The 19,483-nt window shown below is 37.9% G+C and carries 32 protein-coding genes; 30 read left to right on the top strand and 2 right to left on the bottom strand.

What is annotated here, in order from left to right; genetic code table 11:
- The first annotated feature begins 2 nt into the window (after positions 1-2).
- From rplN to CDZ92_RS14775, 29 genes are all read left to right on the top strand, one after another.
- Entirely contained in the window at positions 3-371 is a 369-nt protein-coding gene (rplN, locus tag CDZ92_RS14915; protein WP_096155967.1) for a 50S ribosomal protein L14, read from the top strand.
- A 37-nt stretch (positions 372-408) separates the two neighbouring features.
- On the top strand, positions 409-720 hold the full coding sequence (gene rplX, locus CDZ92_RS14910) for a 50S ribosomal protein L24 (protein ID WP_096155966.1): 312 nt from the start codon (positions 409-411) through the stop codon (positions 718-720).
- Positions 721-744: 24 nt separating this feature from the next.
- Complete coding sequence (rplE, locus tag CDZ92_RS14905) at positions 745-1,284, top strand: 50S ribosomal protein L5 (protein ID WP_096155965.1); 540 nt, start codon at positions 745-747, stop codon at positions 1,282-1,284.
- Between the two features lie 32 nt (positions 1,285-1,316).
- Positions 1,317-1,502: a type Z 30S ribosomal protein S14 gene (locus CDZ92_RS14900; RefSeq protein ID WP_010191505.1), complete on the top strand. Its 186-nt coding sequence runs from the start codon at positions 1,317-1,319 to the stop codon at positions 1,500-1,502.
- Positions 1,503-1,532: 30 nt separating this feature from the next.
- On the top strand, positions 1,533-1,931 hold the full coding sequence (gene rpsH, locus CDZ92_RS14895; RefSeq protein WP_096155964.1) for a 30S ribosomal protein S8: 399 nt from the start codon (positions 1,533-1,535) through the stop codon (positions 1,929-1,931).
- Positions 1,932-1,963: 32 nt separating this feature from the next.
- Complete coding sequence (gene rplF, locus CDZ92_RS14890; protein WP_096155963.1) at positions 1,964-2,500, top strand: 50S ribosomal protein L6; 537 nt, start codon at positions 1,964-1,966, stop codon at positions 2,498-2,500.
- Positions 2,501-2,534: 34 nt separating this feature from the next.
- The gene (gene rplR, locus CDZ92_RS14885; RefSeq protein ID WP_096155962.1) at positions 2,535-2,897 is read left to right on the top strand and encodes a 50S ribosomal protein L18; all 363 of its coding nucleotides are present in this window, start codon (positions 2,535-2,537) and stop codon (positions 2,895-2,897) included.
- Positions 2,898-2,917: 20 nt separating this feature from the next.
- A complete protein-coding gene (gene rpsE / locus CDZ92_RS14880; RefSeq protein WP_096155961.1) occupies positions 2,918-3,418 on the top strand; it encodes a 30S ribosomal protein S5 in 501 nt (166 codons plus the stop codon).
- Between the two features lie 13 nt (positions 3,419-3,431).
- Positions 3,432-3,614 carry a 50S ribosomal protein L30 gene (gene rpmD, locus CDZ92_RS14875; RefSeq protein WP_096155959.1) on the top strand — a complete coding sequence of 61 codons (183 nt, stop codon included), beginning with the start codon at positions 3,432-3,434 and terminating at the stop codon, positions 3,612-3,614.
- Positions 3,615-3,650: 36 nt separating this feature from the next.
- Complete coding sequence (gene rplO / locus CDZ92_RS14870) at positions 3,651-4,091, top strand: 50S ribosomal protein L15 (RefSeq protein WP_096155958.1); 441 nt, start codon at positions 3,651-3,653, stop codon at positions 4,089-4,091.
- Positions 4,091-5,383 carry a preprotein translocase subunit SecY gene (gene secY, locus CDZ92_RS14865; protein ID WP_096155956.1) on the top strand — a complete coding sequence of 431 codons (1,293 nt, stop codon included), beginning with the start codon at positions 4,091-4,093 and terminating at the stop codon, positions 5,381-5,383. The genes rplO and secY overlap by 1 nt, the downstream gene beginning before the upstream one ends.
- Positions 5,384-5,440: 57 nt before the next feature.
- Positions 5,441-6,094 carry an adenylate kinase gene (locus tag CDZ92_RS14860; RefSeq protein WP_096155955.1) on the top strand — a complete coding sequence of 218 codons (654 nt, stop codon included), beginning with the start codon at positions 5,441-5,443 and terminating at the stop codon, positions 6,092-6,094.
- Positions 6,091-6,837, top strand: coding sequence for a type I methionyl aminopeptidase (gene map / locus CDZ92_RS14855; protein ID WP_096155954.1), 747 nt, complete (start codon positions 6,091-6,093; stop codon positions 6,835-6,837). Before CDZ92_RS14860 ends, map begins: the two co-directional genes overlap by 4 nt.
- A 14-nt stretch (positions 6,838-6,851) precedes the next feature.
- On the top strand, positions 6,852-7,166 hold the full coding sequence (locus CDZ92_RS14850) for a KOW motif-containing protein (RefSeq protein WP_096155953.1): 315 nt from the start codon (positions 6,852-6,854) through the stop codon (positions 7,164-7,166).
- Complete coding sequence (infA, locus tag CDZ92_RS14845; RefSeq protein ID WP_096155951.1) at positions 7,166-7,384, top strand: translation initiation factor IF-1; 219 nt, start codon at positions 7,166-7,168, stop codon at positions 7,382-7,384. The genes CDZ92_RS14850 and infA overlap by 1 nt, the downstream gene beginning before the upstream one ends.
- A 44-nt stretch (positions 7,385-7,428) precedes the next feature.
- The gene (rpmJ, locus tag CDZ92_RS14840; RefSeq protein WP_000868344.1) at positions 7,429-7,542 is read left to right on the top strand and encodes a 50S ribosomal protein L36; all 114 of its coding nucleotides are present in this window, start codon (positions 7,429-7,431) and stop codon (positions 7,540-7,542) included.
- Positions 7,543-7,562: 20 nt separating this feature from the next.
- Positions 7,563-7,928, top strand: a complete 366-nt coding sequence (gene rpsM, locus CDZ92_RS14835; RefSeq protein ID WP_096155950.1) for a 30S ribosomal protein S13 — start codon at positions 7,563-7,565, stop codon at positions 7,926-7,928.
- A 25-nt stretch (positions 7,929-7,953) separates the two neighbouring features.
- A complete protein-coding gene (rpsK, locus tag CDZ92_RS14830; protein WP_096155948.1) occupies positions 7,954-8,343 on the top strand; it encodes a 30S ribosomal protein S11 in 390 nt (129 codons plus the stop codon).
- A 175-nt stretch (positions 8,344-8,518) separates the two neighbouring features.
- Entirely contained in the window at positions 8,519-9,463 is a 945-nt protein-coding gene (locus CDZ92_RS14825; RefSeq protein ID WP_096155947.1) for a DNA-directed RNA polymerase subunit alpha, read from the top strand.
- Positions 9,464-9,537: 74 nt separating this feature from the next.
- Positions 9,538-9,900, top strand: a complete 363-nt coding sequence (rplQ, locus tag CDZ92_RS14820; RefSeq protein ID WP_096155945.1) for a 50S ribosomal protein L17 — start codon at positions 9,538-9,540, stop codon at positions 9,898-9,900.
- A 298-nt stretch (positions 9,901-10,198) separates the two neighbouring features.
- Positions 10,199-11,026: an energy-coupling factor ABC transporter ATP-binding protein gene (locus CDZ92_RS14815; RefSeq protein WP_096155944.1), complete on the top strand. Its 828-nt coding sequence runs from the start codon at positions 10,199-10,201 to the stop codon at positions 11,024-11,026.
- A complete protein-coding gene (locus CDZ92_RS14810; protein WP_096155942.1) occupies positions 11,011-11,883 on the top strand; it encodes an energy-coupling factor ABC transporter ATP-binding protein in 873 nt (290 codons plus the stop codon). The genes CDZ92_RS14815 and CDZ92_RS14810 overlap by 16 nt, the downstream gene beginning before the upstream one ends.
- Positions 11,876-12,670 carry an energy-coupling factor transporter transmembrane component T family protein gene (locus CDZ92_RS14805; RefSeq protein ID WP_096155940.1) on the top strand — a complete coding sequence of 265 codons (795 nt, stop codon included), beginning with the start codon at positions 11,876-11,878 and terminating at the stop codon, positions 12,668-12,670. Before CDZ92_RS14810 ends, CDZ92_RS14805 begins: the two co-directional genes overlap by 8 nt.
- Before the next feature lie 17 nt (positions 12,671-12,687).
- Entirely contained in the window at positions 12,688-13,443 is a 756-nt protein-coding gene (gene truA / locus CDZ92_RS14800; RefSeq protein ID WP_096155939.1) for a tRNA pseudouridine(38-40) synthase TruA, read from the top strand.
- Positions 13,444-13,676: 233 nt separating this feature from the next.
- Positions 13,677-14,114, top strand: coding sequence for a 50S ribosomal protein L13 (gene rplM / locus CDZ92_RS14795; protein WP_096155938.1), 438 nt, complete (start codon positions 13,677-13,679; stop codon positions 14,112-14,114).
- A gap of 20 nt (positions 14,115-14,134) precedes the next feature.
- Positions 14,135-14,527, top strand: a complete 393-nt coding sequence (gene rpsI, locus CDZ92_RS14790) for a 30S ribosomal protein S9 (protein WP_096155937.1) — start codon at positions 14,135-14,137, stop codon at positions 14,525-14,527.
- 140 nt (positions 14,528-14,667) lie between these two features.
- Complete coding sequence (locus CDZ92_RS14785; RefSeq protein WP_096155935.1) at positions 14,668-15,111, top strand: DUF2521 family protein; 444 nt, start codon at positions 14,668-14,670, stop codon at positions 15,109-15,111.
- 63 nt (positions 15,112-15,174) lie between these two features.
- Positions 15,175-15,885 (top strand): N-acetylmuramoyl-L-alanine amidase CwlD, encoded by a 711-nt coding sequence (gene cwlD, locus CDZ92_RS14780; protein ID WP_096155934.1) that lies wholly within the window; start codon positions 15,175-15,177, stop codon positions 15,883-15,885.
- Between the two features lie 152 nt (positions 15,886-16,037).
- Positions 16,038-17,084, top strand: coding sequence for an Mrp/NBP35 family ATP-binding protein (locus CDZ92_RS14775; RefSeq protein WP_096155932.1), 1,047 nt, complete (start codon positions 16,038-16,040; stop codon positions 17,082-17,084).
- A gap of 47 nt (positions 17,085-17,131) precedes the next feature.
- Here CDZ92_RS14775 and gerD read toward each other — a convergent pair whose 3' ends face one another.
- A complete protein-coding gene (gerD, locus tag CDZ92_RS14770; RefSeq protein WP_096155931.1) occupies positions 17,132-17,773 on the bottom strand; it encodes a spore germination lipoprotein GerD in 642 nt (213 codons plus the stop codon).
- A gap of 151 nt (positions 17,774-17,924) precedes the next feature.
- On the opposite strand from gerD, the gene CDZ92_RS14765 reads away from it, so the two are divergent.
- Positions 17,925-18,557 carry a KinB-signaling pathway activation protein gene (locus CDZ92_RS14765; protein WP_096155930.1) on the top strand — a complete coding sequence of 211 codons (633 nt, stop codon included), beginning with the start codon at positions 17,925-17,927 and terminating at the stop codon, positions 18,555-18,557.
- 58 nt (positions 18,558-18,615) lie between these two features.
- Here CDZ92_RS14765 and pdaB read toward each other — a convergent pair whose 3' ends face one another.
- Positions 18,616-19,380, bottom strand: a complete 765-nt coding sequence (gene pdaB / locus CDZ92_RS14760; RefSeq protein WP_096155928.1) for a polysaccharide deacetylase family sporulation protein PdaB — start codon at positions 19,378-19,380, stop codon at positions 18,616-18,618.
- Positions 19,381-19,483: the final 103 nt, after the last annotated feature.

The following is a 19,483-nucleotide window of genomic DNA, read 5'->3' as shown; positions in this document are numbered from 1 at the left end:
GTATGATTCAACAAGAAAGTCGTTTAAAAGTTGCTGACAACTCAGGTGCTCGTGAAGTACTTACGATTAAAGTTCTAGGTGGATCTGGTCGTCGCTATGCTAACATCGGTGATGTTATCGTATGTACTGTGAAACAAGCAACACCAGGAGGCGTTGTTAAAAAAGGCGACGTTGTTAGAGCGGTAGTTGTACGTACAAAACGTGGAGTTCGTCGTACGGATGGTTCATATATCCGTTTTGATGAGAACGCATGTGTAATTATTAAAGATGATAAGAGTCCACGTGGAACTCGTATCTTCGGACCTGTTGCTCGTGAATTACGTGACAACAACTACATGAAGATTGTTTCTTTAGCTCCAGAAGTTATCTAATAGAACAAAGTTTTGTTTTCCAAGGAGGTGCAAAAGGATGCATGTAAAAAAAGGTGATAAAGTCCAAGTTATCTCTGGTAAAGACAAAGGTAAGCAAGGAGTAATTCTTCAAGCTTTCCCTAAAAAAGACCGAGTACTTGTTGAAGGTGTTAACATTGTAAAAAAACACTCAAAGCCATCTCAAGCTAACCCACAAGGTGGGATCATTAGCCAAGAGGCACCTATTCATGTATCAAACGTTATGCCTTTAGATCCTAAGTCTGGTGAACCAACTCGAGTAGGATACAAGGTATTAGACGGTCAAAAAGTACGTGTTGCAAAAAAATCAGGTGAACAATTAGATAAATAATTAGTAAGAAAGGAGGTACTTTAGATGAACCGCCTAAAAGAAAAATATCAACAAGAAATCATTCCTGCTCTTGTGGGCAAGTTTAACTATAAATCTGTAATGCAAGCTCCTAAGCTTGAGAAAATCGTTATCAACATGGGTGTTGGTGATGCAGTAGCTAACGCAAAAGCATTAGACAACGCTGTTGAAGAACTAGGACAAATCACTGGTCAAAAGCCAGTAGTTACTAGAGCTAAAAAATCTATCGCTGGTTTCCGTCTTCGTGAAGGAATGCCAATCGGTGCAAAAGTTACATTACGCGGTGAGCGTATGTACGAATTCTTAGATAAATTAGTTTCTGTTTCTTTACCACGTGTACGTGACTTCCGTGGGGTTTCTAAGAAATCTTTTGATGGTCGTGGAAACTACACTCTAGGTGTGAAAGAACAACTTATTTTCCCTGAGATTGATTATGATAAAGTAAATAAAGTACGTGGTATGGATATCGTTATCGTTACGACTGCTAACACTGATGAAGAAGCTCGTGAACTATTAACTTCATTCGGTATGCCATTCCAAAAATAATACCAAGGTAATGGTAAAAGGGAGGCGAAAATGTGGCTAAAAAATCAATGATTGCGAAACAAAAACGTACACCGAAACATAACGTGCAAGCTTATACTCGTTGTGAGAGATGCGGACGTCCACACTCTGTAATCCGTAAATTTAAGCTTTGCCGTATTTGTTTCCGTGAATTAGCTTATAAAGGCCAAATTCCTGGCGTTAAAAAAGCAAGTTGGTAAAACCCGATAATTGGGAAGGAGGTAAATTAAATGGTTATGACAGATCCTATTGCAGATATGCTTACTCGCATCCGCAATGCGAACATGGTACGTCACGAGAAGCTTGAAATTCCTGCTTCAAAAATGAAGAAGGAAGTTGCTGACATCTTAAAGCGTGAAGGTTTCATCCGTGATGTAGAACTTATTGAAGATAACAAACAAGGTATCATTCGTATTTTCTTAAAATACGGTGCGAACAATGAGCGCGTAATCACTGGTTTAAAGCGTATTAGTAAGCCTGGTTTACGTGTTTACGCTAAAGCTAACGAAGTACCTCGTGTACTTAATGGTTTAGGTATTGCGATCATCTCTACTTCTCAAGGTGTTGTCACTGATAAAGAAGCTCGTCAAAAGCAAACTGGTGGAGAAGTATTAGCATACGTTTGGTAATAATTTTTTGAAATGAACGGAGGTGCAACTATATGTCACGCGTAGGTAAAAAAATTATCGAGGTTCCTGCTGGTGTTACTATCACTAACGATAACAACACAGTAACAGTTAAAGGACCTAAAGGTGAATTAACTCGTACATTTAACCAAGATATTACTATCAGCTTAGAAGAGAACACACTAACTGTTTCTCGTCCTACTGATAACAAAGAGCACCGTGCTTTACATGGTACAACACGCGCTCTTTTATCTAACATGGTAGAAGGTGTAACGAAAGGTTTCGAGAGAGGATTAGAACTTATCGGGGTTGGATACCGTGCTACAAAGCAAGGTGACAAGCTTGTTCTAAACGTTGGATACTCTCATCCTGTAGAGATTACTCCTGAACAAGGTATTGAAATTGATGTTCCAGCAAATACAAAGATCCTTATTAAAGGAATCGACAAAGAACGTGTTGGTGCTTTAGCAGCTAACATTCGTGATGTTCGTCCACCAGAGCCTTACAAAGGTAAAGGTATTCGTTACGAAGGCGAATTTGTTCGTCGTAAAGAAGGTAAAACTGCGAAGTAATACCGCTTAATAGGAAGAAAGGAGTGACTGTTAGATGATTATTAAACCTGATAAAAACTCTACTCGTAAGAAAAGACATGCTCGTGTTCGTGCTAAATTATCAGGAACGGCTACTCGTCCACGTTTAAACGTTTTCCGCTCAAACCAAAACATTTATGCTCAAGTTATTGATGATATAAATGCAGTAACAATTGCAAGTGCATCTACACTTGATAAAGAAGTTTCTGTTGAGAGTGGAAGCAACGTTGATGCTGCAAAACTAGTTGGAGAATTAGTTGCAAAACGTGCGATTGAAAAGGGAGTTAAATCCGTAGTATTCGACCGCGGTGGTTATTTATATCATGGACGTGTAAAAGCATTAGCAGATGCTGCACGTGAGTCTGGCTTAGAATTTTAATAGACAAAGGAGGGACACTGATGCGTCGTATTGATTCAAACAAATTAGAACTTGAAGAACGCGTTGTTACGGTTAACCGCGTTGCGAAAGTAGTAAAAGGTGGACGTCGTTTCCGCTTTGCTGCTCTAGTAGTAGTAGGTGACAAAAACGGCAACGTAGGTTTCGGTACTGGTAAAGCTCAAGAAGTACCAGAAGCGATTCGCAAAGCTATTGAAGATGCGAAAAAGAATTTAGTTGCTGTACCTATCGTTGGTACATCAATTCCACACCAAGTACTAGGTGAATTTGGTTCTGGTGAAATCCTATTAAAACCTGCTTCTGAGGGTACTGGGGTTATCGCTGGTGGACCAGTTCGTGCTGTACTAGAATTAGCTGGTGTTCAAGACATCCTTTCTAAATCTTTAGGATCTAACACACCAATTAACATGATTCGTGCTACAATCGACGGATTAAAGCAATTAAAACGTGCAGAAGACGTTGCTAAATTGCGTGGTAAAACGGTAGAAGAACTGTTAGGATAAGGAGGGAAATCAAATGACAAACAAATTAGAAATCACCCTCACTCGCAGTGTAATCGGTCGTCCACAAGACCAACGTGTAACTGTTGCTACACTTGGTTTGAAAAAAATGCATCAAACAGTTATCCACGAGGATAACGTAGCTATCCGTGGAATGATTAACAAGGTATCTCACCTTGTTACTGTGAAAGAGCAATAAATAATTGTTTCGTTTATAATATAAGGAGGTGCCACAATGAAACTTCATGAGTTAAAACCAGCAGAAGGTTCCCGTAAAGTCCGTAATCGCGTAGGTCGCGGTACTGGTTCTGGTAACGGTAAAACTTCTGGTAAAGGTCATAAAGGTCAAAATGCTCGCTCAGGCGGTGGCGTACGTCCAGGATTCGAAGGTGGTCAAACACCTCTATTCCAACGTTTACCAAAACGTGGATTTACAAACATTCATCGTAAAGAGTACGCAATCATCAACCTTGATGCTTTAAATCGCTTTGAAGATGGTACAGAAGTAACACCTGAATTACTTATAGAAACAGGTTTAGTTAGCAAATTAAACGCTGGTCTTAAAGTATTAGGTAACGGTTCTATCGAGAAAAAGCTAACTGTTCGTGCTCACAAGTTCTCTTCATCAGCCAAAGAAGCGATCGAAGCAGCTGGCGGATCAGTTGAGGTGATTTAATGTTCCAGACATTCTCCAATTTTATGCGCGTGGGTGACATTAGAAATAAAATAGTCTTCACCCTTATAATGTTAGTAATATTCCGTATCGGTACATTCATTCCAGTACCTGGAGTGAATGCTGATATTCTTAAATTTTCAGACGAGATGAATGTATTTGGAATCCTAAATACATTCGGTGGTGGGGCTCTTGAAAACTTCTCCATTTTTGCAATGGGCGTTATGCCTTACATTACAGCTTCCATCATCGTTCAACTTTTACAGATGGATGTTGTTCCGAAGTTTACTGAATGGTCAAAGCAAGGTGAAGTAGGTCGTAGAAAGCTTGCCCAGTTCACTAGGTATTTCACAATTGTGCTTGGTTTCATCCAAGCTATTGGTATGTCTATCGGGTTTAATAATTTAATGGGTGGTCAATTAATTAATAATCCTGGTTTTACAACATACTTAGTTATCGCAATTGTACTTACTGCAGGAACTGCTTTTCTAATGTGGTTAGGTGAGCAAATTACTTCTAACGGAGTTGGGAATGGTATTTCTATTCTTATCTTCGCTGGTATCGTAGCTGCAATACCTAATGGCATTAACCAAATATATGCACAAAAGATTCAAGATGCGGGAGAAGCTCTTTTCCTAAACCTTGTAATCGTAGCGTTAATTGGATTAGCTATTTTGGCTGTAATTGTGGGAGTTATTTTCATTCAACAAGCGTTACGTAAAATTCCTGTTCAGTATGCGAAGCAACTAGCTGGAAGAAACCCTGTTGGAGGACATTCAACTCATATTCCATTAAAGGTGAACGCTGCCGGGGTTATCCCAGTAATCTTTGCGGTTTCATTTATTATTACACCACCAACAATAGCGTCATTCTTCGGTGATACTAGCACTACTCAATGGATTCAAGCGACTTTTGATTATACAAAACCAGTTGGAATGCTTGTGTATGTTGCGTTAATCATCGCCTTTACTTATTTCTACACATTTGTTCAAGTGAACCCTGAACAAATGGCAGAAAACTTAAAGAAACAAGGTGGATACATCCCAGGAATTAGACCTGGATTAGATACACAAGGATTTTTAACAAAAATTCTTTACCGACTTACATTTGTTGGTTCTATCTTCTTAGCAGCTATATCTATTCTTCCTGTAATCTTTATGGCTATAGCGGATCTACCACCTGCTGTACAAATTGGCGGAACTGGTCTACTGATCGTTGTAGGGGTTGCCCTAGAAACGATGAAAACACTAGAAAGCCAGTTAGTGAAGCGACACTATAAAGGATTCATTAAGTAATGAAGTATTGGGATAGATTCTATCCCAAAGCTTCATAAGATTTGAGGGGGCATTAACATGAATTTAGTTCTAATGGGACTTCCAGGTGCTGGTAAAGGTACTCAAGCAGAACGTATCGTTGAGAAATACAACATCCCTCATATCTCAACAGGAGATATGTTTCGTACTGCAATGAAGGAAGGAACCGAACTAGGTCTAAAAGCAAAATCTTTCATGGATCAAGGTCAACTTGTTCCAGACGAAGTTACTATCGGTATCGTTCGTGAAAGATTAGAAAAAGATGATTGCAAAAACGGATTCCTTTTAGATGGTTTTCCAAGGACAGTTCCTCAAGCTGATGCTTTAGAACAGTTAATGGGACAGCTAGAACGTAAAATTGATTATGTTATCAATATTGATGTTGACTCATCTATACTTCTAGAACGTTTAACTGGTAGACGTATTTGTAAAGATTGTGGATCGACTTACCATCTAGTGTTTAATCCACCAACTACGGAAGGTGTATGTGACAAATGTGGTGGCGAATTGTATCAGCGTGCGGATGATAACGCTGAAACGGTTGGCAATCGCCTAGAGGTAAATATTAAACAATCTAAACCGTTATTAGATTTTTACGAGTCTAAAGGCTACTTAAAGAATATTAACGGCCAAAAAGATATTAACGAAGTATTCGAAGATATCGTAACTCTTCTTGGAGAGAAGCATTCATGATCATCTGCAAAACTCCTCGTGAACTTGACATCATGAGAGAAGCAGGTAAGATTGTTGCTTTAACCCATAAAGAATTGCAAAAACATATTGTACCTGGAATTACGACTAAAGAATTGGATAAACTTGCTGAGGATTTTATCCACAAGGCGGGTGCAATTCCATCGTTTAAAGGGTATAATGGTTTTCGCGGAAGCATCTGTGCTTCTGTTAATGAGGAACTTGTACATGGTATTCCCGGAGAGAGAGTTTTAAAAGAAGGGGATATCATTAGCATAGATATTGGTGCTAAGTATAATGGTTACCACGGAGACTCGGCATGGACTTATCCAGTTGGAGTTATTTCCGAAGATACGAAGCGACTACTTGAAGTTACGGAACAATCTCTTTATAAAGGGATTGATGAAGCAAAGCCAAGTGCAAAGTTATCTGACATTTCTCATGCGATTCAAACTTTTGTGGAATCTCACGATCTTTCAATTGTAAGAGAGTATGTTGGGCATGGTATTGGTCAAGACTTACATGAAGACCCACAAATCCCACACTATGGCCCTCCTAACAAAGGCCCTCGCTTAAAACCAGGTATGGTTCTAGCAATAGAGCCAATGGTGAATGCGGGAAGTCGCTATGTTAAAACGTTGGCAGATAACTGGACAGTCGTTACTGTTGACGGGAAAATGTGTGCTCATTTTGAACACACAGTTGCTATAACAGAAACAGGTTATGAGATCTTAACAAAAGCCTAGGTTGGTGATATGGATTGATCGAATCACATTCGAGTCCTCAAGTAGGTCAATTTGTTTTGATTACTCAAGGCAGAGATGCCGGACAGTATGCCGTAATTATAAAAATTCTAGATGAACGTTTCGTATTATTAGCAGATGGAGAAAAGCGTAAGTTTGATCGTCCTAAAAAAAAGAACATTCATCACTTGGAGTTTTTTGATTACGTGTCTCCAGAAGTTCAGAACAGTATTACCGAAACTGGTCGTGTGACAAATGGAAAAATGCGATTTGCCTTAACAAAGTTTGTCAACGAACATGTTACTGATTTGAAGAAGGGAGAACTTAATTAATGGCTAAAGACGATGTAATTGAAGTGGAAGGTACGGTCGTTGAGACATTACCGAATGCGATGTTTAAAGTTGAGTTGGAAAATGGTCATTCTGTTTTAGCTCACGTATCGGGTAAAATTCGTATGCATTTTATTCGTATACTACCTGGAGATAAAGTAACAGTGGAACTTTCTCCTTATGATTTAACACGCGGTAGAATTACGTATCGTTTCAAATAGAACCCTAATTTCAGCACTCCGTACTACTAAGGAGGTAAGATAAGATGAAAGTGAGACCATCTGTAAAGCCGATCTGCGAAAAATGTAAAGTTATTCGTAGAAGAGGAAAAGTAATGGTTATCTGTGAAAACCCTAAACATAAACAAAAACAAGGATAATTTGAGGGAGGTGCGCATGAATGGCACGTATTGCTGGTGTTGATATTCCTCGCGACAAGCGCGTTGTTATATCTTTAACTTATGTTTTTGGTATCGGTAAAGCTACAGCTCAAAAAGTATTAGCAGAAGCTGGTGTTTCAGAAGATACTCGTGTTCGTGACTTAACGGAAGATGAATTATCTAAAATCCGTGAAGTTATCGACCGTATTAAAGTAGAAGGAGACCTTCGTCGTGAAGTTTCTCTAAACATTAAACGTTTAATCGAAATTGGTTGCTTCCGTGGTTTACGCCACCGTCGTGGTTTACCAGTTCGTGGTCAAAACACTAAGAACAATGCTCGTACACGTAAAGGTCCTCGTCGTACTGTAGCGAACAAGAAGAAATAATAGAGTAAGGAGGTAGATTACACTTATGGCACGTAAAACTAATACTCGTAAACGCCGTGTGAAAAAGAATGTAGAAGTTGGTATTGCTCATATCCGTTCTACTTTTAATAACACGATCGTAACAATTACAGATGCTCATGGAAATGCTCTTTCTTGGTCTAGTGCTGGTGCACTTGGATTCAGAGGATCTCGTAAGTCTACTCCATTCGCGGCTCAAATGGCTGCTGAAGCTGCTTCTAAAACAGCAATGGAGCATGGTTTAAAAACTTTAGAGGTTACTGTTAAAGGTCCTGGTTCTGGTCGTGAAGCAGCTATCCGTGCATTACAAGCAGCTGGACTTGAAGTAACAGCTATCAGAGACGTAACTCCAGTTCCTCACAACGGTTGCCGTCCACCAAAACGTCGCCGTGTTTAATTTTTCTGTATAAAATTTGTTATACTTGTCAATAATGGCGTATGTTATAGTATATTTAGAAAAAATACAGAAATATTAAATGTTGTTGTGCACAACGGGACATACCAATGAGGAATTTCGGATAGACATTCTACGTGTCTTTCCGGGGTTTCGACGTTTTGAAGGAGGGTTATGAATGTTAGAAATCGAAAAACCAAAAATCGAAACGGTTGAAATCAGCGAGGACGCCAATTACGGAAAATTCGTCGTCGAGCCACTCGAGCGTGGATATGGTACAACTTTAGGGAACTCCTTACGTCGTATATTACTATCCTCACTCCCTGGTGCCGCTGTTACATCTATCCAAATAGATGGTGTACTGCATGAATTCTCAACAATTGAAGGTGTCGTGGAAGATGTTACATCCGTTATCTTAAACGTTAAGAAACTAGCGCTTAAAATCTATTCAGATGAAGAAAAGACGTTAGAGATTGACGTGAAAGGTGAAGGTTCAGTGAAAGCTGGTGACATCATGCATGATAGTGATGTTGAGATATTAAATCCTGACCTTCATATAGCAACGTTAGCAAAAAACGCACACTTACGTATTCGTTTTACTGCTAAACGTGGCCGTGGATACGTACCAGCTGTTGGTAACAAACGCGAAGATCAACCAATTGGTGTTATACCAATTGACTCTATCTTTACACCAGTTTCTCGTGTATCCTATTTTGTTGAAAATACTCGTGTAGGTCAAGTAGCTAACTACGATAAACTTACATTAGACGTATGGACTGACGGAAGTATTGGAGCACAAGAAGCAGCTGCTCTTGGTGCAAAAATCTTAACAGAACACCTTAACATCTTTGTTGGGTTAACTGATGAGGCTCAAAACGCTGAGATAATGGTGGAAAAGGAAGAAGATCAAAAGGAAAAAGTCTTAGAGATGACTATCGAAGAGCTTGACCTTTCCGTTCGTTCTTATAACTGCTTAAAGCGTGCAGGAATTAATACTGTTCAAGAACTTGCAAATAAAACTGAAGAAGATATGATGAAAGTTCGTAACTTAGGCCGCAAATCTTTAGAAGAGGTTAAGCACAAATTAGAAGAGCTTGGCTTAGGCCTGCGTAAAGATGACTAGTTTTTAAGTGGAAAACTAGGCATCTTTATGTGTTTGAACGTTTCAAAACTTTCAACAAAGGAGGGAACCTCAACATGGGATACAGAAAATTAGGTCGTACAAGTGCACAACGTAAAGCATTATTACGTGACTTAGCAACTGATTTAATCATCAGCGAGCGCATTGAAACTACTGAAACTCGTGCAAAAGAATTACGTTCAGTAGTTGAAAAAATGATCACTCTAGGTAAACGTGGTGATTTACATGCTCGTCGTCAAGCTGCTGCATACATTCGTAATGAAGTTGCAAATGCTGAAACTGGTGAAAACGCAGTTCAAAAATTATTCGGTGATATCGCTCCACGTTACGAAGAGCGCCAAGGTGGATACACTCGTATCATGAAACTTGGACCTCGTCGCGGAGATGGCGCACCAATGGTAATTATCGAGTTAGTATAATTTAAGACGACAGTCATAATAGAAGGGCAGACAGTTGTAATGACTGATCTATGCCCTTTATTTTTTTACCCAATTAATCTGAATTTTAATATAATGGAATTGGATTCATAATTTCGATTCGCTTAATGAAAAACGAGCATTTTTCGTTGTTATATTTGATGTTCTCGTTATAAAGTGATTGTAATGTATCGATACAATGAAACGATGCGTTATTCGTTTAGTAGTTTAGTAAGTCATATAATATGAACGGATTCAATACAGAAGAGACGAGTTAAGATGAGTGGAGAGGAGAATTTACGTGAACGATTTTATCTTGCAAATTGATAGCTTACTATTTCAATATGAGACATTAAATGAACCTACTCTTAAAGGGATCGATTTATCTATTAAGAGAGGGGAATGGATAGCAGTCGTTGGGCATAATGGGTCAGGAAAGTCAACACTAGCCCGTATACTAAATGGTCTACTTATGCCTACTGAAGGTGACGTAAAAGTGAATGGTATTACATTAACAGAAGATACGGTATGGGAAGTTCGTAAACAAATTGGAATGGTATTTCAAAACCCTGATAATCAATTTGTAGGATCAACTGTCCGTGACGATGTTGCGTTTGGTTTAGAAAATATCGGAACACCAAGAGCAGAAATGGTAAAGCGTGTAGACGAAGCCATTAAAAAAGTGGGGATGGAATCTTTTCTAAACCAAGAACCACATCAGCTTTCTGGAGGACAAAAACAACGGGTAGCAATAGCTGGAGTTATGGCGTTACAGCCAGCTATTATCGTTCTAGACGAGGCTACAAGCATGTTAGATCCACATGGCCGTTTGGAAGTCATTCAAACGTTGCAAGAACTCCGCGCGGCGTTAGGGTTAACTGTACTTTCTATAACGCATGATTTAGAGGAAGCAACGAAAGCAGATCGAATAATTGTTTTAAACAATGGACAAATCTTTGCAGAGGGAACACCTAAAGAGGTATTTGCATTAGGTGATAAGTTAGTAGAGATTGGACTAGATTTACCGTTTGCTTTAAAGTTAAGAATGGAATTACAAAATCATGGAATCGTCTTAGAAGATACAATCAGCAATGAAGGGTTGATGGAAGAGTTATGCAAATTAAAATAACGGATTTAGAGCATACATACCAAATGAAAACCCCTTATGAAAGAAAAGCTATTTTTGATATTAACTTAACAATTCCATCTAACTCTTATACAGCGATTATTGGACATACTGGTTCAGGTAAATCCACTTTACTACAACATCTAAATGCTCTATTACAACCAACAAAGGGATCTATTCATGTAGGGGAACATGTAATAAGAGCGAATAAAAAATCTAAAAACTTAAAAGCACTTCGTAAAAAAGTGGGTGTTGTATTTCAATTTCCAGAACATCAACTTTTTGAAGAAACGGTTGAAAAAGATATATGCTTTGGACCATTAAACTTTGGTGTGCCTATAAATGTTGCGAAGGCTCGAGCGAAAGAAGCAATACTACTAGTTGGTTTGGGAGAAGAGTATTTATTCAAATCTCCATTTGATCTTAGTGGTGGTCAGATGAGGCGTGTAGCGATAGCTGGTGTATTAGCTATGGAACCAGACGTTTTGGTCCTGGATGAGCCTACAGCTGGCTTAGACCCAAGAGGTCGTAAGGAGATAATGGATTTATTTTATAATCTGCACAAAGAAAAGAAGATGAGTACGGTACTCGTTACACATAGTATGGAAGATGCTGCAAAATATGCAGATCGAATCATTGTAATGAGCAAGGGGACAGTTGTCTTAGATGGCCCACCTAGATCTATTTTCAATGAATATGAACTGCTAAAAGAGTTAAATTTAGATGTCCCAGAGACTGTTAAGTTTGTAAAAGAACTAGAGAAAAGTTTAGGGAAAACGTATGGTGAACCTTGCCTTACGATAGAGGAAGTAGCGAAGGCTACCGTATCTCTCTTGAAGGGGGATACGAACAATGAATAATTTTATTATTGGTAGATATGTTCCTGGCGAGTCAATCATTCACAAGATGGATCCGAGAGCAAAGTTGTTATTAGTATTTTTATTTGTCATCGTTGTTTTTTTAGCAAATAATGCGGTAGGTTATTTAGTTTTAGGTGTTTTTGTAGGTTCATTAGTATTGCTTACAAAGATTAGCCCTTCATTTATTCTTAAGGGATTAAAGCCGATTATATGGATCATTTTATTCACAATGATTTTTCATGTATTTTTAACGAAGGATGGGCAATTATTATTTAAATTAGGCTTTCTTGAAGTGTATAAAGAGGGCATAGAACAGGCAATCTTTATTTCCTTCCGTTTTATCTTTTTGATTACGATAACAACAATTTTAACATTAACTACAACACCAATTGAAGTGACGGACGGGATGGAAACACTTTTAGGTCCACTTAAGCGCTATCGTGCACCTGTTCATGAACTTTCGTTAATGATGTCAATTTCGTTACGCTTTATTCCAACTTTAATGCAAGAAACTGATAAAATTATGAAAGCACAAAGTGCAAGAGGTGTAGAGTTCACTAGTGGCCCAATTAAGGATAGAGTGCGAGCATTAGTACCTTTACTTGTGCCACTATTTATTAGTGCTTTTAAACGGGCTGAAGAGCTCGCTACGGCGATGGAAGCTAGAGGATATCGTGGCGGTGAAGGTAGAACGAAATTTAGGTTATTACAATGGAAAACAAGAGACTCTATGTTAATGGCTATCCTTGCTATTGTAACTATTGTCTTGTTTACAATCCGTACGTAGTAGGTGAAGAATATTTAATGAATAGAGTTATGTGCATTGTTTCATATGACGGTACGTCGTTTCAAGGCTATCAAGTACAGCCTAATGAAAGAACTGTCCAGGGAGAAATTCAGAAAACCTTATCCAAAATTCATAAGGGTGAAGAAGTGAAAGTTACTGGGTCAGGGAGAACCGACGCAAAAGTACATGCAGTCGGTCAAGTGATTCATTTTGATACACCATTATCTTTACATGAAGAAGCTTGGAAAAAAGCACTAAATGCAAATTTACCGTCGGATATTCGAATCGTTTCATCCCAAAAAATTAGTGAGAACTTTCACGCTAGATTCGATGTGGAACGAAAAGAATATCGATATAAAATTGACATAAGTAAAGATCAGAGTGTGTTTATGAGAAATTACGCATACCACTATCCTTTTGAATTGAACAAAAGTTCTATCAGAAATGCGATGAGTTATTTGCTTGGGACGCATGACTTTACAAGTTTTTGCTCCGCTAAAACAGAGGTAGAAGATAAAGTTAGAACTATTTACGAATTAGAATTACTGGAAGAGGATTCATTCTTAACCGTAAGAATTGTCGGCAATGGCTTTTTATACAACATGGTCCGAATCATTGTTGGCACTTTATTAGAAATTGGACAAGGAAAAAAAGATTCTACTGAAATATTTACCATACTGGAAAAGAAAGACAGGTCATCGGCAGGAAAAACAGCACCAGCTCATGGGTTATATTTATGGAAAGTGAATTATAAAGACGTAGAAAAGTGTTAAAAGCCATGTTTTTTGTTAAAAATGAGTACTGGTAAGCCAAGGTTGGGAATGTGTTAATGCACTTTTCAATGACAACTAAACCTGGTGTAACATTTTCTTGACAATATGGCAGATAAGATGTAAGATATCACATGGTATGTATTTTAACCCCACGATAAAGCCCCGGAAGAGTTTCATCGTGTAAAAATATAATATGACCGAAAATAATTTTTATTTTTCTAGGAGGGAAATCAATGCGTACAACGTTTATGGCGAAAGCACACGAAGTAGAACGTAAATGGTACGTAGTCGATGCTGAAGGTCAAACTTTAGGTCGTCTTGCAAGCGAAGTTGCATCCATTTTACGTGGTAAACATAAACCAACTTACACTCCAAACGTAGACACTGGAGATCATGTAATTATTATCAATGCTGAGAAAATCCATTTAACTGGTAATAAATTAAACAACAAAATTTACTACCGTCACACTATGCACCCAGGTGGATTAAAGCAAAGAACGGCATTAGAAATGCGTACTAACTATCCTACAAAGATGTTAGAACTAGCTATTAAAGGAATGCTTCCAAAAAATAGCTTAGGACGTCAAATGTTCAAAAAATTAAACGTGTATGCTGGTAACGAGCATCCACACCAAGCACAAAAACCTGAAGCTTACGAACTTCGTGGTTAATTATTAAGGAGGTTATTACTTTGGCACAAGTACAATACTACGGCACTGGTCGTCGTAAAAGTTCTGTTGCTCGTGTACGTCTAGTTCCTGGTAACGGACGCATTGTGATCAACGATCGTGAAATCGAAAACTATATTCCATTCGAAGCTTTACGTAACGTAGTAAAGCAACCTTTAGCAGCTACTGAAACAGAAGGTAGCTACGATGTATTAGTAAACGTGAAAGGTGGAGGTTACACTGGTCAAGCTGGTGCAATCCGCCACGGTATCTCTCGTGCACTATTACAAGCTGATCCAGAATACCGCGGAACGTTAAAGCGCGCTGGATTATTAACTCGTGACGCACGTATGAAAGAGCGTAAAAAATACGGACTTAAAGGCGCTCGTAAAGCACCTCAGTTCTCAAAACGTTAATTTGGACGTTCAAACTCTCAAGCCTTATTGGTTTGGGAGTTTTTTAATTTTCATTTCCTTTCTTGGAAAAACGTACTCATTCATTTTACGCATGATGAGTGTTTTTCGGTCAAACAATAACCGAGAAAGGGTGTGAAAGAATGACTGTAGTAACAACCTTCAAAGAAAAGCAACGAGAGAAGCAAATGGATTACGAAAGAAAAGTATTAAGGGAAATTTCTCTCGAAGTTTTGAGAAAAAAGACAAAAGAATTCTTCGGTCCGCAACTCTCTTTAAAAGGAAGACCGATCGTTGAGGTAGAAGAAGGGTGTATTGATTTAGCGATTGAGTCTTTCTTACTCGGGGCGTCCTATGGAAAATTTGGCTACTTAGGTGAAGAAGTAGAAAAAGTAAAAACAAGGTGCTACGTGGAAGAAAAATACTTAATAGACACACTTTATGATTACTTTACCTATTGGGGTTTCATCAGTGAGAATGAATTTGAAAGTGAATCTTTTTATTATAAATGTGAAATGTATATTGACTATTGGTGGAAAGAAGGATTCCATAAATCGTTAAAAAGGTACCGTATGCGTTTGCACTAATTATTCATAAACTTGTCCCTTGTCCCATATAGTGTTAGTAGGGACTTGCGGGAGGGATTAGGTTTGAGAAAAAAGCATATATGGGCTTTCATTACTGGTGCGTTAACATTAATATACTTATTTCAATTCCAATTTTTTAATGAAGATACATGGGAGCAATGGAATTTACCGTTGACTGGAAAGGTGATCATCTTAGACCCTGGTCATGGTGGTCCTGATGGTGGTGCAGTAGGTGGAGACATACTAGAAAAAGATGTAGCACTTCAAGTGTCCTTATACTTACGTGATTATCTTCAAGAACAAGGAGCTTTCGTCTTAATGACAAGGGAGACAGATGTGGATTTAGCAGATCCTACTACTAAAGGTTACAGTAGAAGAAAGATAGAAGACTTGCGTAAAAGAGTGGAAATGGTGAATCACTCGAATGGGGATATGTTTATTAGTTTACATTTAAATGCGATACCTTCTCCGAAGTGGAGAGGAGCACAAACGTTTTATTATCGTTCTTTAGAAGACAATGAGCGTTTGGCTAAATTTATTCAAGATGAATTAAGGACGAATTTAGGTAATACAGATAGAAGTGCAAAATCAATTAATGGCATCTATTTATTAAAGCATGCCAATATTCCAGGCGCATTAGTGGAAGTAGGCTTTTTATCTAATGCTAGTGAACGTGAATTGTTAAGGTCAGAAGAATATCAAAAGGCTTTAGCAGGTTCTATTTATAATGGCATAATGAGAAATTACACAAACGAACTAAACCCACCAGATTAATGGCGGGTTTTATTTTTTATGAAAATATGACAAAAAAATTAACGTCACCAATCTTTTTTCCTGTACAAAATACGGTTACGTTCGCAACATAGGGACAATGTGATATACTATTTTTGTAAACGAATTCATAGAACTTAATAGGGGTGAACCGTGTGATTACAAGAGAGTTAGTATTACAACAATTAAATAGTTTAAAGGACCCTTTTTTACATAAGACTTTAGAAGAAACAAATGCCATTCAAGAAATATCTATTAAAGAAGAAAAGAATCATGTTAGTGTGAAAGTGGCTATCGCAAAAACAGGTACAGCTGAACAAATGCAATTACAAGGTACTATTGTTCAACGCCTAAAAGAAGCAGGTGCTGATTCTGTAGGTTTGCGCTTTACAGATCTACCTGAAGAAACATTAGCGAAATATAGCGAGAGCTTACCTCAAGAAGAAAAATCGATAATGGATAATAACAAAACAACTTTTATTGCTATTGCTAGCGGAAAAGGTGGAGTAGGTAAGTCAACGGTTTCGGTTAACTTAGCAGTTTCACTTGCTCGTTTAGGTAAGAAAGTAGGATTAATCGACGCAGATATTTATGGATTTAGTGTGCCAGATATGATGGGTATTACAAAGAGACCAGTTGTTCGAGGGGAGCGTATCATTCCTGTAGAACGTTTTGGCGTCCAAGTTATCTCTATGGGCTTCTTTGTAGAGGATAATTCACCTGTTATTTGGCGTGGTCCAATGCTTGGAAAAATGCTTAACAGCTTTTTTAGCGAAGTGGAGTGGGGAGAGCTAGACTATTTATTATTAGACCTTCCTCCAGGTACAGGAGATGTAGCTTTAGATGTTCATTCCATGTTACCAGCTTGTAAAGAGGTTATAGTTACAACACCACATCCAACTGCAGCGTTTGTTGCAGCACGTGCTGGTGCTATGGCAATAAAAACAAACCATGAAGTAATTGGTGTTATTGAAAATATGGCTTATTTTGAAAGTAAGCTAACTGGTGAAAAAGAGTATGTGTTTGGAAAAGGTGGCGGAGACAAGCTATCAAAAGAGCTTCAGGCACCATTATTAGGTCGACTTCCGTTACAACAACCTGATTGGAATGACGAAGATTTTGCTCCTTCTGTATATCAAGAGAATCATCCACTAGGAAAAATTTATTTAGAAATGGCAAAGCAAGTAACAGATTTAGCATAAACAAAAAGGATGGCAAAGTGTAGGATTATACACTGGCCATCCTTTTTTTATCCTTGACCACCGTTACCGCCACTACCACTTTGTGCAGATTCTTCTCCGCCTTCACTACCTCCTTGTTGCCCTCCACCACCTTGGTCGGAAGGTTGGCCAGCTTGAAGTTCCTCCGCACCTTTAAGAAGTATGGCTTGTAGCTTTGCTTTGAACAATGGACTTTCAAATGTTTCTGTCATTACTTTTTGCAAATGTACTCGAAATTCTTTGCTTTGAATAACGGTTAAATATTCTTTTTGCATTTCAGGGTCTTGTAAAATTTGCATCATTAGTTCTTGATATTCAGGATCTTTCATTAAATCTTTGATTAATGTTTCATGTTCTTTCTGCATGCTTTTTGCGAATGCTTCTGCAAACTTTGGATCTTCAAAGGTTTTTGTCCAGAATTTCGCACCAGTATCAGAGTTCAAAGTTTGAGCAATAGATTCCGTTACGACTTGCTGATCTAATACTAGGTTTTGACGCATCTTCTCGTCAGCCATTACGTCTTCGATTGCTTTTTTACCCTCATCTGTTTTTAATATATCCACGACCATTTTCTTTGTTTCTTCATAATCAATTTGTCCTCCGCCTTGATCTGCGGCTGCACATCCAGAGAGAGCAAAAATGATAATGAGCAATAAAAGCCGTCTCTTCATACGTCAGACAGCTCCTTTCTACTAATATTACTACGCTTAATATGTATCAGATTTAATGAAATATACACAATTAAATATTGGGAAAGGTAGATTTTTCGCATTGCTGTTGGTACAATCAGTAGAGATATTTGAAGAAAAATGGAGGAAAAACATGAACAGTCGTAATTGGGTACGCTTGTTTATTAACACATTATTCATCGGTGGGCTTTCAACAGCTATCGTCGGTTTTGTAGTTAGATGGGACAGGCATAAAGAACTATTTGAAAACTTTCAAGTGTTAGATATATTATCTGTTACATTTTGGTTTATTGGCGTAGGTTTAATCTTTAGTGTTATAAGTCAAATGGGCTTCTTCGCCTATCTAACCATTCACCGCTTTGGACATGGAATATTCCGTTCCTACTGGACATATGTACAAGTTGTTTTAATTGCCTTCATATTATTTGACTTAGTATATTTCCGTTACTACTTCTTTGCATATGAAGGGGAGTCATGGTTACCATATTTCGCGATACCTGTATTTATGCTAATTTATGCTTTATTAGTTGCTTATGTAAAATCAGCACAAACAAACTATCACGCATTTATTCCTACGCTTTTCTTCATGATTGTTGTTACAACAGCGGAATGGTTTCCGGTTGTACGTGTAAACGATCCAAGTTGGTTATTACTAATGCTTTTTCCGTTGCTAGCATGTAACTCATATCAAATACTGGTACTTCACAAGTTAAACGAAAAATCAGCACTAGAACAAGAAGCATTAAAACAAAGGAAGAAAAAATAAAAAATGCGTCCTTTTAAAGAGGTTAATCTTTAAAAAGGACGCACTTTTTTTGTATAGATTAATCTATATTAGAGCTCTTTGTTTTTGTGTTAGAAATAAGTTCAGAAACAGAAGTCACTTTTAATTCTTTGTCTTTTAAATAGTTTAGGATTTCAGGTAACGCATCCTTCGTCTGTTTTGCACTATCTGATGCATGCATTAAAATAATATCCCCTTTATCCGCTTTAGATATGACGTTTGAAACAATGATTTCTTTACCTGGATTTAACCAATCATGAGAATCAACGCTCCAATGTACAACGGAATACCCTAATGTGGTGGCGATTTGTAACACTTCTTTATTAAAGTTGCCGTTTGGTGGTCTAAGTAAGTGAATATTCTTTACTTCTAGCTTTTGAAATACATCTTTAGCTTTTAGAATATCTTTTTTTACCTTTGCGTTATCAAGAGAAGTGTAATTTTCTGATTGATAACCCATGCTTCCAACTTCGTGACCATCGTCCACTATTCGTTTAACAACTTGTGGATGGCGCTCTGCCCAAGATGCCGATAAAAAAAACGTCGCGTTGGTAATACCTTGTTCTTTTAAGATATCCAAAATGGGTATAGCTTTCTCATCTCCCCAATCAATATCAAAGGTAAGGGCTATCTCCTTTTCTTTTCCTTCCCCTTTATAAACAGCAACAGGTCCTTTTTTCGTAGAAAACACTGGTTGATTCGAAATGTTCTCTATATATAAAATACCCGCAGTAAAAAAAGCAGTAATAACAATAATAGCTAATTGTTTCAGCTTCTTTCCGTTTACTACATAGAAAAAATTCATGCCATCCTCTCCTTGTCCACGTCTCTATTTAATACGTATTCAATCGGACAGAACTTATGCTAGGAAAAATTTATAAAAATGTTTCATAAAAAAAGAGTTAGTG

Origin of the sequence: Bacillus sp. FJAT-45066, from assembly GCF_002335755.1 — a bacterium.
In the GTDB taxonomy this organism is placed as follows: domain Bacteria; phylum Bacillota; class Bacilli; order Bacillales; family Bacillaceae_I; genus Bacillus_CD; species Bacillus_CD alkalisoli.
This window is presented reverse-complemented; position numbering and strand designations above follow the sequence as displayed.

Excerpts from the sequence above, each read along its gene's own strand:
- rplN (WP_096155967.1), top strand. The coding sequence starts at position 3 with ATGATTCAACAAGAAAGTCGTTTAAAAGTTGCTGACAACTCAGGTGCT.
- rplX (WP_096155966.1), top strand. The coding sequence starts at position 409 with ATGCATGTAAAAAAAGGTGATAAAGTCCAAGTTATCTCTGGTAAAGAC.
- rplE (WP_096155965.1), top strand. The coding sequence starts at position 745 with ATGAACCGCCTAAAAGAAAAATATCAACAAGAAATCATTCCTGCTCTT.
- rpsH (WP_096155964.1), top strand. The coding sequence starts at position 1,533 with ATGGTTATGACAGATCCTATTGCAGATATGCTTACTCGCATCCGCAAT.
- rplF (WP_096155963.1), top strand. The coding sequence starts at position 1,964 with ATGTCACGCGTAGGTAAAAAAATTATCGAGGTTCCTGCTGGTGTTACT.
- rplR (WP_096155962.1), top strand. The coding sequence starts at position 2,535 with ATGATTATTAAACCTGATAAAAACTCTACTCGTAAGAAAAGACATGCT.
- rpsE (WP_096155961.1), top strand. The coding sequence starts at position 2,918 with ATGCGTCGTATTGATTCAAACAAATTAGAACTTGAAGAACGCGTTGTT.
- rpmD (WP_096155959.1), top strand. The coding sequence starts at position 3,432 with ATGACAAACAAATTAGAAATCACCCTCACTCGCAGTGTAATCGGTCGT.
- rplO (WP_096155958.1), top strand. The coding sequence starts at position 3,651 with ATGAAACTTCATGAGTTAAAACCAGCAGAAGGTTCCCGTAAAGTCCGT.
- secY (WP_096155956.1), top strand. The coding sequence starts at position 4,091 with ATGTTCCAGACATTCTCCAATTTTATGCGCGTGGGTGACATTAGAAAT.
- CDZ92_RS14860 (WP_096155955.1), top strand. The coding sequence starts at position 5,441 with ATGAATTTAGTTCTAATGGGACTTCCAGGTGCTGGTAAAGGTACTCAA.
- map (WP_096155954.1), top strand. The coding sequence starts at position 6,091 with ATGATCATCTGCAAAACTCCTCGTGAACTTGACATCATGAGAGAAGCA.
- infA (WP_096155951.1), top strand. The coding sequence starts at position 7,166 with ATGGCTAAAGACGATGTAATTGAAGTGGAAGGTACGGTCGTTGAGACA.
- rpmJ (WP_000868344.1), top strand. The coding sequence starts at position 7,429 with ATGAAAGTGAGACCATCTGTAAAGCCGATCTGCGAAAAATGTAAAGTT.
- rpsM (WP_096155950.1), top strand. The coding sequence starts at position 7,563 with ATGGCACGTATTGCTGGTGTTGATATTCCTCGCGACAAGCGCGTTGTT.
- rpsK (WP_096155948.1), top strand. The coding sequence starts at position 7,954 with ATGGCACGTAAAACTAATACTCGTAAACGCCGTGTGAAAAAGAATGTA.
- CDZ92_RS14825 (WP_096155947.1), top strand. The coding sequence starts at position 8,519 with ATGTTAGAAATCGAAAAACCAAAAATCGAAACGGTTGAAATCAGCGAG.
- rplQ (WP_096155945.1), top strand. The coding sequence starts at position 9,538 with ATGGGATACAGAAAATTAGGTCGTACAAGTGCACAACGTAAAGCATTA.
- CDZ92_RS14810 (WP_096155942.1), top strand. The coding sequence starts at position 11,011 with ATGCAAATTAAAATAACGGATTTAGAGCATACATACCAAATGAAAACC.
- CDZ92_RS14805 (WP_096155940.1), top strand. The coding sequence starts at position 11,876 with ATGAATAATTTTATTATTGGTAGATATGTTCCTGGCGAGTCAATCATT.
- truA (WP_096155939.1), top strand. The coding sequence starts at position 12,688 with ATGAATAGAGTTATGTGCATTGTTTCATATGACGGTACGTCGTTTCAA.
- rplM (WP_096155938.1), top strand. The coding sequence starts at position 13,677 with ATGCGTACAACGTTTATGGCGAAAGCACACGAAGTAGAACGTAAATGG.
- CDZ92_RS14785 (WP_096155935.1), top strand. The coding sequence starts at position 14,668 with ATGACTGTAGTAACAACCTTCAAAGAAAAGCAACGAGAGAAGCAAATG.
- gerD (WP_096155931.1), bottom strand. The coding sequence starts at position 17,773 with ATGAAGAGACGGCTTTTATTGCTCATTATCATTTTTGCTCTCTCTGGA.
- CDZ92_RS14765 (WP_096155930.1), top strand. The coding sequence starts at position 17,925 with ATGAACAGTCGTAATTGGGTACGCTTGTTTATTAACACATTATTCATC.
- pdaB (WP_096155928.1), bottom strand. The coding sequence starts at position 19,380 with ATGAATTTTTTCTATGTAGTAAACGGAAAGAAGCTGAAACAATTAGCT.